Origin of the sequence: Achromobacter pulmonis, assembly GCF_002885955.2 — a bacterium.
In the GTDB taxonomy this organism is placed as follows: domain Bacteria; phylum Pseudomonadota; class Gammaproteobacteria; order Burkholderiales; family Burkholderiaceae_B; genus Achromobacter; species Achromobacter pulmonis_A.
In genome coordinates, this window is the sequence record NZ_POQS01000007.1 from 175723 (window position 1) to 190058 (window position 14336).

Genomic DNA, 14336 nt, shown 5'->3' on the forward strand with positions numbered 1-14336 from the left:
CACCGCGCTCACGGCCATCACCGACAATGCGGCGCTGACCTACCTGGGCTCGCTGGTCGAGGGCACCGGCGAGGCCTGGCGCTACATGCTGGTGGCCGGGGCGGTCACCGGCGGCGGCCTGACCGTCATCGCCAACGCGCCCAATCCGGCCGGCTTCGCCATCCTGAAAAACCACTTCCCGGACGGCAGCATTTCGTCCGGCCGGCTGTTCCTGTCGGCCCTGGCGCCGACCCTGGTGGCGGCCGTGATGTTCCTGCTTCCGGTCTGAGACGGCGCTTCGGGAAGGCCCGCCGGCACGTGCCGGCGGGGACGGACACCGGCGGTTCAAGAAAAACCGCTAAAATTCAAGACTTTCCCCGTTTTTTCCGGCCTCGCCCACCCGCCGCTTTGGCCCGGATCAGGTTTTCCACCCGGTCCGAACCCGGACCTTGCGTCCGGCGCCAGGCGGTTTTTGATTTGCCGGGCCCGCGCCTGGGAGCCCCTTGATGCCCATCTACGCTTACAAATGCAGCGCCTGCGGCCATGCCAAAGACGTCTTGCAGAAGATTTCCGATGCGCCGCTTTCGGTTTGCCCCGAGTGCGGCCAGAGCACGTTTTCCAAGCAGGTGACCGCGGCTGGATTCCAGCTCAAGGGCTCCGGCTGGTATGTCACGGACTTCCGCGGCAACGGCAGCGCGCCGGCCGGCGCGCCGGCTCCGGCCGCGGGCGCCGCGCCGGCGGCAGCCGCCCCGGCCGCGCCCGCGCCCGCCGCGCCCGCCGCCGGCAGTCCCGCCTCCTAGAGCGCGCGCGATGCGTATGCGCGTCATCAAGAAGTACTTCATCACCGGCCTGCTGATCTGGGTTCCCCTGGTCATCACGGTGTGGGTGCTGGGGCTGCTGGTCGCCACCCTCGAAGGGTTCGTGCCCGGCTTCCTGTCGTCCGAATCCCTGTTCGGCATCGACATCCCCGGCTTCCGCTTCGTCCTGGTCGTGGNGACGGACACCGGCGGTTCAAGAAAAACCGCTAAAATTCAAGACTTTCCCCGTTTTTTCCGGCCTCGCCCACCCGCCGCTTTGGCCCGGATCAGGTTTTCCACCCGGTCCGAACCCGGACCTTGCGTCCGGCGCCAGGCGGTTTTTGATTTGCCGGGCCCGCGCCTGGGAGCCCCTTGATGCCCATCTACGCTTACAAATGCAGCGCCTGCGGCCATGCCAAAGACGTCTTGCAGAAGATTTCCGATGCGCCGCTTTCGGTTTGCCCCGAGTGCGGCCAGAGCACGTTTTCCAAGCAGGTGACCGCGGCTGGATTCCAGCTCAAGGGCTCCGGCTGGTATGTCACGGACTTCCGCGGCAACGGCAGCGCGCCGGCCGGCGCGCCGGCTCCGGCCGCGGGCGCCGCGCCGGCGGCAGCCGCCCCGGCCGCGCCCGCGCCCGCCGCGCCCGCCGCCGGCAGTCCCGCCTCCTAGAGCGCGCGCGATGCGTATGCGCGTCATCAAGAAGTACTTCATCACCGGCCTGCTGATCTGGGTTCCCCTGGTCATCACGGTGTGGGTGCTGGGGCTGCTGGTCGCCACCCTCGAAGGGTTCGTGCCCGGCTTCCTGTCGTCCGAATCCCTGTTCGGCATCGACATCCCCGGCTTCCGCTTCGTCCTGGTCGTGGTGGTGGTGCTGCTGACGGGCATATTCGCGGCCAACCTGATCGGCCGCACCATGGTGGACCAGTGGGAAAGCCTGCTGGGCCGCATACCGTTGGTGCGGTCCATCTACAACTCGGTCAAGCAGGTCAGCGATACCGTGCTTGCGCCGAACGGGCAGGCGTTTCGCCGCGCGGTGCTGGTGCAGTATCCCCGGGTCGGCAGCTGGACCATCGCCTTCGTCACCGGCACGCCGGGCGGCGAAGTCGCCGACAACCTGCCCGGAGATCACATCAGCGTCTACGTGCCCACGACGCCGAACCCGACCTCGGGCTTTTTCCTGATGATGCCGCGCGCCGATACCATCGACCTGCAGATGAGCGTGGACGCGGCCCTGAAGTACATCGTTTCCATGGGCGTGGTCGCCCCGGTCCAGGCCTCCGGGCCTGCGGGCCGGCCGGCCGCGCCCGTCCCGGCGCCCGGCGAATCCGATCCGCCCCGCGCCGATTCGTAACCCTTACGCTACTACCAAGCACATAAACGGAGTCATCCCGCATGCGTACCTGCTACACCGGCCAGGTTTGCCGTGACCATCTCGGCCAGACTGTCACCCTGTACGGCTGGGTGAACCGCCGCCGCGACCACGGCGGGGTCATCTTCATCGACCTGCGCGACCGCGCCGGCCTGGCCCAGATCGTGTTCGATCCGGACAACGCCGCCTTCGCCACCGCCGAGCGCCTGCGCAACGAATTCTGCATCCGCGTCACCGGCCTGGTGCGCGAGCGTCCGGCGGGCACCGCCAACGCCGAGCTGGCCTCGGGCGAAATCGAAGTGCTCTGCAAGGAAGTCGAAATCCTGAACGCCTCGGTCACGCCGCCGTTCCAGCTCGACGACGACAACCTGTCGGAAACCACCCGCCTGACGCACCGCGTGCTGGACCTGCGCCGCCCGCAGATGCAGCGCAACCTGATGCTGCGCTACCGCGTCTCCATCGAAGTGCGCAAGTTCCTGGACCAGCTCGGCTTCATCGACATCGAAACCCCGATGCTGACCAAGAGCACGCCCGAAGGCGCGCGCGACTACCTGGTGCCCTCGCGCGTGAACGCCGGCCACTTCTTCGCGCTGCCGCAGTCGCCGCAGCTGTTCAAGCAGATGCTGATGGTCTCGGGCTTCGACCGCTACTACCAGATCACTAAGTGCTTCCGCGACGAAGACCTGCGCGCCGACCGCCAGCCCGAATTCACCCAGATCGACTGCGAAACCTCGTTCCTGAACGAAGTCGAGATCCGTGAAATCTTCGAAAGCATGATCCGCCACGTGTTCAAGGTGGTGCAGGACGTGGACCTGCCCACCCCGTTCCCGATCATGCCCTGGACCGAAGCCATGCGCCGCTACGGCTCGGACAAGCCGGACCTGCGCGTGAATCTGGAATTCACCGACATGACCGACGTCATGCGCGACGTGGACTTCAAGGTCTTCGCCGCCGCCGCGGCCGCGCCGGGCAGCCGCGTGGTCGCCCTGCGCGTGCCGGGCGGCGCCGAAATGTCGCGCAGCGAAATCGACGGCTACACCCAGTTCGTCGGCATCTACGGCGCCAAGGGCCTGGCCTACATCAAGGTCAACGACGTGGCCAAGGGCCGCGACGGCATGCAGTCGCCCATCGTCAAGAACCTGCACGACGCTGCGTTGGCCGAACTGGTCAAGCGCACCGGCGCGCAGGACGGCGACATCATCTTCTTCGGCGCCGACCGCGAGAAGATCGTCAACGACGCCATCGGCGCGCTGCGCGTGAAGATCGGCCACAGCGAATTCGGCAAGAAGGCCGGCCTGTCCACCGGCGGCTGGAAGCCGCTGTGGGTGGTCGACTTCCCGATGTTCGAATACGACGAGGAAGACGGCCGCTACACCGCCGCCCACCATCCCTTCACCAGCCCCAAGGACGGCCACGAGGACTTCCTCGAATCCGATCCCAGCAAGGCCTACGCCAAGGCCTACGACATGGTGCTCAACGGTTGGGAAATCGGCGGCGGCTCGGTCCGTATCCACCGCGAGGAAGTGCAGAGCAAGGTGTTCCGCGCGCTCAAGATCGGCCCGGAAGAAGCCCGCGAGAAGTTCGGCTTCCTGCTGGACGCGCTGCAGTACGGCGCGCCGCCGCACGGCGGCATCGCCTTCGGCCTGGACCGCATCGTCACCATGATGACCGGCGCCGAATCGATCCGCGACGTGATCGCCTTCCCCAAGACCCAGCGCGCGCAGTGCCTGCTGACGCAGGCGCCCTCGGAGGTCGACGAGAAGCAGTTGCGCGAACTGCATATCCGCTTGAGGTGACCCCCCCCGGAGCGCCTGCGGCGCTTCCCCCCCAGGGGGGCGCCGCGCGGGACCGGCAAAGCCNTCCACCGCGAGGAAGTGCAGAGCAAGGTGTTCCGCGCGCTCAAGATCGGCCCGGAAGAAGCCCGCGAGAAGTTCGGCTTCCTGCTGGACGCGCTGCAGTACGGCGCGCCGCCGCACGGCGGCATCGCCTTCGGCCTGGACCGCATCGTCACCATGATGACCGGCGCCGAATCGATCCGCGACGTGATCGCCTTCCCCAAGACCCAGCGCGCGCAGTGCCTGCTGACGCAGGCGCCCTCGGAGGTCGACGAGAAGCAGTTGCGCGAACTGCATATCCGCTTGAGGTGACCCCCCCCGGAGCGCCTGCGGCGCTTCCCCCCCAGGGGGGCGCCGCGCGGGACCGGCAAAGCCGGCTCCCGGCGGCCCCGCTTGAGTGGCATTGCGTGCTTGCGCAGGGCGGGTCTTGAAGGCGCAGGTTTTTGACGTTTGCATCGGTTTGAATTGGAGTAATCTGGCAGACGCCGTCTGAGTCGGCGGTTTTTCTGTTTTGAAAGGCGCCATCGCTTCCATGTCGCTCATCCGTGTCGTCAGCTACAACATCCACAAGGGCCGCTCGGCGCTGGGCCGGCGCGACTCGCTGAATGAACTGCGCCTGGGTCTCTACGGCCTGCGTCCCGATCTGGTTTTCCTGCAGGAAGTCCAGGGCCGCAACGAACAGAAATCGCTGCTCGACGCGCAGCACGAATCGCTGGCCGCGGCCTTGCGGCTGGACGTGGCCTACGGGCGCAACGCCGTCCGCCACGAGACCGACCACGGCAACGCGCTGTTGTCGCGCTTTCCCATCCTCGACCACGAGAACCAGGACATCTCGGACCATCGGCTCGAACAGCGCGGCCTGCTGCATGCGCGCATCGAGCTCGACGGGCGCGCGGTGCATTGCTTCGTCGTGCACCTGGGCCTGTTCGCCGGCAGCCGCAGCCGCCAGATCCTGGCGCTGACCGAGCGCATCCGGCGCATGGTGCCGGACGGCGAACCCATCCTGATCGCGGGCGATTTCAATGATTGGGGCGATCGCCTGGCGCCCCTGTTCGTGCAGCAGCTGGGCCTGTACGAAGTGTTCTCGCATGCCCCGCGCAGCCACGGCGGCGAACTGCCGCGCCTGCGCGATTCGGTCAAGCGCCTGAGCAACGCGCTGCGCGGCCTGCCCAACGGCGGCATCTCCGTCATGGAGCGCACCAACCAGCTGGGCATGGACGGCAGCTCGCGCCTGCTGCTGCCGCCGCCGCGCACGTTTCCCGCCGTGTTCCCGTGGTTCCGCCTGGACCGCATCTACCAGCGCGGATTCGCCGTGCGCAGCGCACGCGTGCTGCGCGGCCGGGAGTGGGCGCGCCTTTCCGACCATTCCCCCCTGCTGGCGGAGCTAGAGCTGCCGTGAGGGCCGAGCAGTCCCAGCTGGACTGGACGCTGGGCAACGACATCCGGTTGCTGCAGAACGGTTCCGACTTTTTCCCGGCGCTGTGCGCGGCCATCGACGCGGCCCAGATCAGCGTGCACCTGGAAACCTACATCTTCATGCCCGACCGCACCGGCGCGCGCGTGCTGGACTGTCTGGAGGCGGCGGCCCGGCGCGGCGTCAAGGTGCGCGTCGTGCTCGACGGCTTCGGCAGCGCCGAGAACGTCGACCTGCTGCGCACCCGGCTGACCAACGCCGGCGCGCAATGCCGCATCTTCCGCCCCGAGCCGCGCTGGTTCGCGCGCTACATCCCGTCGCGCAGCCGGCTGCGGCGCCTGCATCGCAAGGTCACCGTGGTCGACGGGCAGATCGCCTTCATCGGCGGCATCAACATCATCGACGACTACGACGACAGGGACCCCACCGACGGCCTCACCGGCCCGCGCTACGATTTCGCGGTGCAGGTGCAGGGGCCGCTGGTGACCGCTGCCGCCTATGCGCAGGAACTGCTGTGGGTCAGGCTGAACTGGGCGCGGCTGCGCCGCCATCCGCGCGACTGGAACCGCATGCGGCTGCTCAAGCCGCGCCACGCGTCGGCCGCGCCGCGCGGCCATCTGCGCGCCGCGCTGGTGCTGCGCGACAACCTGCGCTTTCGCCAGACCTTCGAGCGTGCCTACCTGTACGGCATCTCGCAGGCGCGCCGCGACATCCTGATCGCCAACGCATACTTCTTTCCGGGACGCCAGTTCCGGCGCGCGCTGGCCAAGGCCGCCGCCCGCGGCGTGCGCGTGCGCCTGCTGCTGCAGGGCAAGATCGAATACCGCATGCAATACCACGCCACGCGCTCGCTGTACGACCAGCTGCTGCGCGATGGCATCGAGATCTACGAGTACATGCCCAGCTACCTGCACGCCAAGGTCGCCGTCATCGACAACGTGGCCACCGTGGGCTCGTCCAACCTGGATCCCTTCAGCCTGCTGCTGGCGCGCGAGGCCAACGTGGTGGTCGACGACCAGCCGTTCGCCTGGGACCTGCAGGAACGGCTCGAAGCCGCCATCCGCGAAGGCGGGCGCTTCATCCGGCCGCTGGACTACCAGCGCCGCGGCTGGCTGCGGCGCTGGGTCGACGCGGTTTCCTACACGCTGCTGCGCATCGGCGTGGCGTTGACAGGCACGTCCGACAAATACTGAGCCGGCGCGTTCAGCGGCGCCGCTTGAACAGGTCCAGCGCCAGCGCGGTGCCGACCAGGATGATCGCCGCGCCGGCGGCGATCGATGGCGTGATGCGCTCGTCCAGCAGCCAGGCGCCCCACACCACGCCGAACACCGGCACCAGGAACGTGACGCTCACCGCGCCGGTCGGGCCGACGTTGGCGATCAGGCGGAAGAAGATGATGTAGGCCGCGCCGGTGCAGACCACCGCCAGCAGGATCGTGGAGATCCACGCCTGCGGCGAAGCCGGGGCCGAAGGCCAGAACGCGATCGCCAGCGGCAGCAGCGCCAGCGACGCGCCCACCATGCTGCCGGTCGCGTTGGCCAGCGGGTCCACGCCGCTCAGGAAACGCTTGGTCCAGTTGGCCGCGATGCCGTAGAACACCGGCGCCGACACGGCGGCCAGCACGGCGGGGCCGGTGCCGCCCTGGCCGAAGTCCAGCTTGTCCCACACCAGCACCACGATGCCGGCCACGCCTATCATCAGGCCGAGCGAACGGGTCCAGGCCAGCCTGTCCTTCAGCCACAGCCAGCCGATGACCGCGCCCCAGACCGGCGTCACCGCGTTGGCGACGGACAGGAAACCCGCGCCCAGCGACTGGGCGGCGTAGGCATACAGCAGGAACGGCACGGCGGCGTTCAGGATGCCCACCATCAGCAGCGCCTTCCAGTGCCGCGCGATCACCGCCAGCTTGCCGCGCCACATGGCCGCCGGCAGCAGCACCAGCGCGGCCAGTCCCACCCGCAGCTCGATCAGCGCCACCGGCCCGAAGTCGGCGACGGCCACGCGCATGAACAGAAAGGAGCCGCCCCAGACGGCGGCCAGCAGCAGCAGGTCCAGCAGATCGCGTTGACGCATGTTCGGTTCCGGGCGGGTTGACCGCCGCGTTTCACTTCCGGTTGGAGGCCAGGTTCTTCATCTTGACCCGGTGCGCCAGCAAGGCGCAGGTCAGCGACAGCACGATACACAGGACCAGCCCGGCGCGCACTCCGTTTAGTACCGTGCTGTGCGAAATAATGATCCCCACCACCGCCGTGCCCAGCGCGCTGCCGATGGCGCGCGTGGTCTGCACCAGCGCCGAGGCCACGCCGACGTCGCGCCGCTCGCTCAGCATCTGCATGAACAGGGTCAGGTTCGGAAGCAGGAACCCCAGGGCGCAGCCGTTGACGAAAAACGCCGCCAGGATCCACCAGGCCGAGGTGCCCGGCGAGATCATCAGCACCATCAGCGAACCGGCCGCCAGCAGGCCGCCGCCGAACACCATCAGGCGCTGCGGCTCCGACTGCTTGGGAAAAAGCCGCCCGTTGATGATGCTGCCGACCGAAATCGCGGCCACCAGCGGCGTCAGCAGCAGCCCGGCCTGGCTGGGCGTGTAGCTCAGCACCTGCTGCAGCAGCAGCGGGCTGTAGAAAATCAGCACGAACATCACCGCGCCCACCATCATCGCCGCCACGTTCAGCAGGCGCGACTGGCTCGCGGCCAGCACGCGCAGCGGAAAAATCGGCGAGCGCACGCGGCGCTCGATGGGGATGAGTATGGCGATGGCCGCCGCGCCCGCCAGGGCCAGCGCCACGCCCAGCATGGGCTGAGCATGGTCCCCGCTGGCGAACGCAAGCTCCAGCGCCGCCAGCGGCGCGCCCACGGCGATGCAGAGCAGGATCGCGCCCAGCCAGTCGATCTTGCGGCTGGCGTCGTGCACGGGCCGGATCCGGGGAAAGTAGCGCGCCACCAGGAAAAAAGCGCCCGCGGCGGCGATCGGCGCAATGAAGAAGGCCGCCCGCCAGCCCAGCGCCTGCGTCGCGGCCCCGCCCAGCACCGGACCGATGCCGCTGGCCATGGCGAAAGCCGCCGACACCAGCGCCATCCAGCGCACCCGCTGCTTGGCGTCGGGAAACAGGTCGGCCGGCGCGGCGAAGGCCGTGGCGATCATCATCCCCCCGCCTATGCCCTGCAGCGAGCGGAACACGATCAGCTGCATCATGTTCTGCGCCAGGCCACAGGCGATCGAGCCCAGCGCGATGATGAGCACCGACAGCAGCATCAGGGGCTTGCGCCCGAACATATCGCCCAGGCGCCCGAAGACCAGGATCGAGGCCGCCGTGGTCAGCAGATAACCCGTGCCCACCCAGGCATAGAGCGCCATGCCGTCGAGCGCCTCCGCCACGCGCGGCAGGGTGGTGCTGATGATGGTGGAATCCAGCGCGGCCAGGACGACGGTGGCGGACACCCCCGCCATCCCCATCAAGAGATCGCGTCGCGTATGGGCGGGGGGAGCAGGGGGTGTATCGGGCGGCATCGTCATGCCGCAGAGCATATCACCGGCGCGTCAGGGTTTTTACTTGTAGAACGTGTGGTAGCCCAGGAACACCGCAATGACCAGCAGCACCATGATCCACGACCAGCGCGAATTCGACAGCCCGCGCGGTTCCGGCTCGGGCGGCGGGGGCGGCGGCGCGAGCCGGGGCTGGCTCGCCATATGGTCGATGAAGGCGGCGAAGAACTTCTGGATGATCTTGTCGCAGCCTTTGAGCAGCACGCTCTCGCCGCACTCGGCCAGCTTGCCGCCGGCCATGCAGGCCACGGTATAGGCCAGCCGCGTGCCGTGGTCCTTGGCGCTGAGATTGATCTGCGCGGTCCCGATGGCCAGGCAGGCGGCGCGGCCTTTGCCCTCGAAAGCCAGGGTACAGCTGTTGTGCGGGTCCACGTCGGACATCAGGATCTCGCCGTCGTAATCGGTGTCGATCCCCGCGACCTTGGCGCGCAGCTTGAACGCATACTCGGTCGGGCTGAGCCGGACCACCTCCACGCAGCCGGGTATGCATTTCTGCAACACGACCGGGTCCGTCAACGCATCCCAGGTCTGGTGCTGGGTAGAAGGAATCCACTGGGCATCTGCAATGCGCATGGTGTTCTCCTTGGAAGGGCCATGTATGCATTCTCACCCCAGTTTGGCAATTTGACCATAGATCGCCCCGCACGCTGGGTTATCGCCGGCCGGATTGCGCCGGCCCCTGTGCTTCTGATTCCGAACGGCACAGCGCCAGGAACCAGGCTAACAAGGTGACGTAAAGCGAGACGTTCTGCATGGAACGGAACATCAATTCAGTGAGGCCGAAGACTGCGAAACCCAGGGCCAGTGCCGCGCCCATCGTCGCGGCAGCTCGCAGCGGCGCTGGATTGGGAGCGGCGAGCCGGCGCAGAAAGAAGCCGGCGGGGACGCAGTAGAGCAATGCCAGTCCCAGACCTCCGAGCAGACCGTAACTGCTTAGCATCTGCAGCATGTCATTGTGGGGTTCACCGAAATCCTGCGCCACGAACGGTGAGACCACACCGCGGGCCACTCGTGCCTGCAGTTCCGGAATGAAGCGGGCCGGGGTGCCAAGTCCGACCAGGGGCTCCGCCTCGATCATTTCGACGCTCGCCCGCCACAACTGCAACCGAATGCAGACGGAGGTGTCCGCCGTCGCCTTTGCGCCATGGCATTCCTGCAACTCGTGGACGCCCTGCGCCACGCGAGTGCGCAGGGCCTGACTGGTTGAGCCCAATGCGACGAGGATGGCGAGGCTGGCGGCCAGCACACCTAGCGCGCGCCACGGCCGCTGCATGTGGCCAAATAACCACATTCCCAGAAACAGAAACAAGGGGATTGCCATCCATGCTGTGCGGGTTTGCGTCAGGATGACGCCGGCGAAGCCACAGGCGACCGTCAGCAACTTGAAGCACTGTTCGAGCCGAGGGCGCTTCAAGAGGGGCCAATGCATGCCATACAGGGTAATGAACAGCCAAAGCATCATCAGGTTGGCATATCCCACGGCGTTGTACTGCGGCGTATCTGGACGGTTCCATGCGGGCAGCGACAGCCACAGAACCGTTGCGGTGGATGTCCACAACGCGGCTGCTATACCCCAGAACGCATGACGCAGGCGTGCTGTTTCGATGCTGAGCAATGCTCCCAGAATGACTGGTAGCCCGATACTGATTCTCAGGCCGCGCTCGAGCGAGGGGCCGTGGAACAGGCCATGCGCATACTGGCTGAGCGCGATAGCGCACAAGGGCACGGACATCGCGACGATCACGATACGGTAGGAACGCAGGCTGTGCAGCGTTTCGCGCCAGCCTCCGGGGCGACTCAAACAACGCAGCGAACAAAGTAGCGCCATTGCGTAGAAAAGGGCGCTGCCGCCGCCGACGGTCATGGCGGCGACAGGCATGGCGCACAACAGCGCCGTAAGAATCAGCGGCAAAGAGACCATCGGGAAATCCGGCCAAGACCGCAGTCGTCACACGATGTGGAACCGCCGATGAAAATAGCGAAGGCGCATCGATTTGGCATCTTCAATAGATCTTTTGGGATAGTTGTAACGACAAGAGAGTTACACCGTTACGGCTTTGTCGCAATCGTACTGCTGGAGGACTCGGCCGGAAGCATTAGGAGGCGTGCTCCCACTTTTTATCGATATGAATTCTCATTACTGCTGCGAGACCTTCATACTGGAGGCCGCGACGACAGCGGCACTCGGACATCTGGCGCGGAAACCGTTAAACGGATCAACCGTAGTGGTGAGCGCGTCATCGGTCCCCAAATTTCTTGAAGGATTTCTTGGCAAGTGCCTACTCCTTATTACGCCCCTGCCTAACGGCGAAAGTGCGATAATTGCGCCATTGTTGCGCCTGGGTGATGGCCAGGACGTAGCGGGTAGGCTTGTAGACGCAAGAGCCGCCAGCAGGTAGAACCTATTTTTCTGCCGGCGCCGCAAAGAAACGGTGAAGAGGTTGATGTACGCAGTCCCTCGTTAAGCGTGGTTAAAGGTCAAGCCGCTGATGCGACTGAGATATTCGGACGGCGTGCCTAACATTCGAAATTCATCATATAACGGCGCTTAAATAGAATATGCTTTATTTGCTTGTGGCGTTCATTGTCTCTTTGGTTTCTACGTTGTTGGTATTGCGATTTAATGCAGTTCATGGAAGATTTACCGCCGACCACGATACCAAGGGGGTGCAAAAGTACCACGACAAGCCAGTGCCGCGGGTGGGAGGGGTGTCCCTCGTATTTGCGATGTTATGTATTTTCATACTGGCCACGATACGCGAATCCTCTTTGACCTACGAGCCCTTGACGTTGCTGGCAGTGGCTATGCCGGCCTTTCTCGGCGGCCTCGCGGAAGACATAACCAAGCGTGTGAGGGCGGTGCAAAGGCTGTTGCTGGCGATGATCTCCGGCATGGCGGCCTATTATTTCCTGGGTGCCACGCTGACCCGGCTGGATATCTATGGGGTCGATTGGCTCTTGCAGTTCGGGCCGATTTCCTTTGTGGTCACGGCATTCGCCATTGCTGGTGCGGCAAACGCCATAAATATTATCGATGGTTACAACGGGCTGGCCGCGGTCGTGTCGGCGATGATATTCGCGGGATTTTCGTATGTTGCCTACTATCTGGGCGATCGCCTGCTACTGGTCACTTCGGTCGGAATGATCGGCGCTATCCTCGGGTTTTAGCTCTGGAACTACCCGCGCGGCCTGATCTTTCTCGGCGATGGCGGAGCCTATTTCATCGGCTTCATGATCGGCACGGTTTCGGTGCTGATGCTGGCACGTCACCCCTATGTTTCGGCGTGGTTTCCGCTGCTGCTCTGTATTTATCCGGTTTTCGAAACCCTGTTTTCCTTCTATCGTAAGAAATGGCTGCGGGGCGTATCTCCTGGAGCGCCCGATGGTGTCCACCTGCATATGCTCATCTACAAGCGGGTGGTGCGCTGGGCGGTCGGTTCCAGGGAATCGCGCCATCGCAACCAGCGCAATTCGATGACCTCGCCGTACCTGTGGCTGTTGTCGTCCATGGCGGTAATTCCCGCCGTGCTGTTCTGGCAAATGCCCTATGTGCTGATGGCCTGTGCGGCGGCCTTTTCCGTCACCTACATTCTGTTGTATCGCAAGCTGGTGTTGTTCCGCATGCCGCGATGGATGATTATCAAGAAGCGCAGTCGCCACGGCTCGAGTCGCTCACTGCGCAAATGATATTTTTTGTCCGTTCCTATATCGCCGACTTCGATGCCCGTTTGGGGAAGTACTTCGCCGCCCTGGCCGAGGCCGGGATCGGCTTTGGTTTCATCGGCTGGAAAAAGGACGAACAGCAGGCCCAGGAGCGTGCTGGTTTTCATTATTTTTCCAGGCGTGCCCGGCTGGGCGGAGGATGGAAAAATGCCGTCGCACTGCTGCATTGGAATTTATACGTATTCTGGCGGTTGGTGAAAGAGCGTCGCAGGATCTGCGCTGTGCATGCAGTCGACCTCGATGCCGGTCTATCGAGCTGGTTGTTCTGCCTGCTGTTCAGGCGGCCGTTGGTGTTGGATCTGTATGATAAATACACCGCCGTGCGCAATATCAAAGGACCGGTAGGACAGATTCTGGACCTCCTGGAAAAGCTCATTGCCCACGCTGCCGCTCTGACGATCATCGCAAGTCCGGAGCGTTATATTCAGCACGGCCTCCGGCCCGGAGATTCCAGGGTCTTGGTTCTGGAAAACGTTCCGAACGCAGCCGTCGAACCTGTTTCGCCCTGGCAGGCGAGCAAGCCGTGGAACATCGGCTACTTCGGCGTTCTAGAGGAGCGCCATCGCGGTCTGGAAGCGTTGCTGGCCGTCTGCAAGGGGCGCGCCGACGTACAGTTGCACGTCGCTGGTTACGGCCGCCTGGCGCCGCAGTTCGCCGCGGCCGCCGAAACCGAGGCGAATGTGCATTATTACGGAGCCATGGACAGCCAGGCGGGCCTTGACCTGATGGCGAGAATGGATGTTGTCGTAGGCATGTATTACCTGTCCGTTCCCAATCACCGGTACGCCTCTCCGAACAAGTACTATGAACATCTGATGCTGGGCCGGCCCTTGCTGACGTCCGCCGGAACACCGCCGGGAGCGCGTGTCGAGCAGGATATTTCGGGCTGGGCCGTTGCCGAAGGCGAGCCGCCGCTGGAACAGTGGCTCGACGGGTTGGACGCCGCCGCGATCATGGCGCGCGGCGGCCGGGCGGTTCGGATTTGGAACGAGCGCTATGCTACGTACTACCGGTCGCACTATTGCGGCCAGTACGTCACGCGGATAAGGCGGCTGTGCGATGGTGGGCGGCGCAATGGCTAATGAGAAACACCCGATTGTTTCTGTGGTGATGCCTGCATACAATGCGCGGCGGTTCATCGGCGAGGCCGTTCAGTCCGTGCTTGACCAGACATACGGGGCCTGGCAGCTGATCGTGGTCGACGACGCCTCCACCGACAATACGGCGGAGATCGTTGAGTCTTACCGGCGGGATGACGAACGGATCTTGTACGTGCGCAATCCCGGCAACATGGGAGTGGTGCATAGCCGGAACCGGGCGCTCGACCTGGCCAGCGGAAAGTATGTCGCGTTCCTGGACGCGGACGATGTCTGGAAACCCGCGAAACTGGCGACCCAGGTTTCGTTCATGGAAGAAACCGGAACATCGGTCTCCTATGGCAGCTATCTTCGAATCGATGGCGACGGGCGGCCGGTCGGCACAGTCCTGGCGCCGGACGGGTTGAGCTACGACGATATGCTGAAGTCCAATTTCATCGGCAATCTGACCGGCATATTTCGCCGAGCGGATCTGGGCGATCTGAGATTCGAGGACATCAGGCATGAGGATTACGTAGTCGATGCTGATTTATTCATTTTGACCGAAAACGGTCATTCAAGACGCAGCGTCACGC

Annotated in this window: 13 protein-coding genes and 3 pseudogenes; 12 read left to right on the forward strand and 4 right to left on the reverse strand. The window is 64.8% G+C overall.

The window, feature by feature from the left end; all coding sequences use genetic code 11:
* The 9 genes and pseudogenes from C1I89_RS34635 to clsB form a co-directional block, all read left to right on the forward strand.
* The coding region (locus C1I89_RS34635) for a putative Na+/H+ antiporter (RefSeq protein WP_219929608.1) at nucleotides 1-268 on the forward strand (268 nt) is incomplete at its 5' end.
* 217 nt (nucleotides 269-485) lie between these two features.
* Nucleotides 486-779, forward strand: a complete 294-nt coding sequence (locus tag C1I89_RS24990) for an FmdB family zinc ribbon protein (RefSeq protein ID WP_102775086.1) — start codon at nucleotides 486-488, stop codon at nucleotides 777-779.
* Between the two features lie 16 nt (nucleotides 780-795).
* Nucleotides 796-972, forward strand: a pseudogene (locus C1I89_RS35990) (DUF502 domain-containing protein); the annotation flags it as partial.
* Nucleotides 973-1151: 179 nt separating this feature from the next.
* Nucleotides 1152-1445: an FmdB family zinc ribbon protein gene (locus C1I89_RS25000; RefSeq protein WP_102775086.1), complete on the forward strand. Its 294-nt coding sequence runs from the start codon at nucleotides 1152-1154 to the stop codon at nucleotides 1443-1445.
* A 16-nt stretch (nucleotides 1446-1461) separates the two neighbouring features.
* Nucleotides 1462-2127: a DUF502 domain-containing protein gene (locus C1I89_RS25005; RefSeq protein WP_168202298.1), complete on the forward strand. Its 666-nt coding sequence runs from the start codon at nucleotides 1462-1464 to the stop codon at nucleotides 2125-2127.
* Between the two features lie 41 nt (nucleotides 2128-2168).
* Complete coding sequence (gene aspS / locus C1I89_RS25010) at nucleotides 2169-3941, forward strand: aspartate--tRNA ligase (RefSeq protein WP_102775088.1); 1773 nt, start codon at nucleotides 2169-2171, stop codon at nucleotides 3939-3941.
* Between the two features lie 66 nt (nucleotides 3942-4007).
* Nucleotides 4008-4292 (forward strand): annotated as a pseudogene (locus tag C1I89_RS25015) (amino acid--tRNA ligase-related protein); the annotation flags it as partial.
* Between the two features lie 220 nt (nucleotides 4293-4512).
* Nucleotides 4513-5379, forward strand: a complete 867-nt coding sequence (locus tag C1I89_RS25020) for an endonuclease/exonuclease/phosphatase family protein (RefSeq protein ID WP_102775373.1) — start codon at nucleotides 4513-4515, stop codon at nucleotides 5377-5379.
* Nucleotides 5376-6587, forward strand: coding sequence for a cardiolipin synthase ClsB (gene clsB / locus C1I89_RS25025; protein WP_102775089.1), 1212 nt, complete (start codon nucleotides 5376-5378; stop codon nucleotides 6585-6587). Before C1I89_RS25020 ends, clsB begins: the two co-directional genes overlap by 4 nt.
* A gap of 10 nt (nucleotides 6588-6597) precedes the next feature.
* On the opposite strand, the gene C1I89_RS25030 is transcribed toward clsB, so the two are convergent.
* From C1I89_RS25030 to C1I89_RS25045, 4 genes are all read right to left on the reverse strand, one after another.
* The gene (locus C1I89_RS25030) at nucleotides 6598-7467 is read right to left on the reverse strand and encodes a DMT family transporter (protein ID WP_102775090.1); all 870 of its coding nucleotides are present in this window, start codon (nucleotides 7465-7467) and stop codon (nucleotides 6598-6600) included.
* A gap of 31 nt (nucleotides 7468-7498) precedes the next feature.
* Nucleotides 7499-8851, reverse strand: coding sequence for an MFS transporter (locus C1I89_RS25035; RefSeq protein ID WP_258231533.1), 1353 nt, complete (start codon nucleotides 8849-8851; stop codon nucleotides 7499-7501).
* A 93-nt stretch (nucleotides 8852-8944) separates the two neighbouring features.
* Nucleotides 8945-9514 (reverse strand): SRPBCC family protein, encoded by a 570-nt coding sequence (locus tag C1I89_RS25040; protein ID WP_102775092.1) that lies wholly within the window; start codon nucleotides 9512-9514, stop codon nucleotides 8945-8947.
* A gap of 79 nt (nucleotides 9515-9593) precedes the next feature.
* The gene (locus C1I89_RS25045) at nucleotides 9594-10862 is read right to left on the reverse strand and encodes an O-antigen ligase family protein (protein WP_102775093.1); all 1269 of its coding nucleotides are present in this window, start codon (nucleotides 10860-10862) and stop codon (nucleotides 9594-9596) included.
* A gap of 638 nt (nucleotides 10863-11500) precedes the next feature.
* On the opposite strand from C1I89_RS25045, the pseudogene C1I89_RS25050 reads away from it, so the two are divergent.
* The 3 genes and pseudogenes from C1I89_RS25050 to C1I89_RS25060 all read left to right on the forward strand — a co-directional run.
* Nucleotides 11501-12628 (forward strand): annotated as a pseudogene (locus C1I89_RS25050) (MraY family glycosyltransferase).
* A complete protein-coding gene (locus tag C1I89_RS25055; protein WP_146196944.1) occupies nucleotides 12571-13746 on the forward strand; it encodes a glycosyltransferase family 4 protein in 1176 nt (391 codons plus the stop codon). Before C1I89_RS25050 ends, C1I89_RS25055 begins: the two are co-directional and overlap by 58 nt.
* A partial coding sequence (locus C1I89_RS25060) for a glycosyltransferase family 2 protein (protein WP_181391045.1) occupies nucleotides 13739-14336 on the forward strand: 598 nt, incomplete at its 3' end. The genes C1I89_RS25055 and C1I89_RS25060, both read left to right, overlap by 8 nt.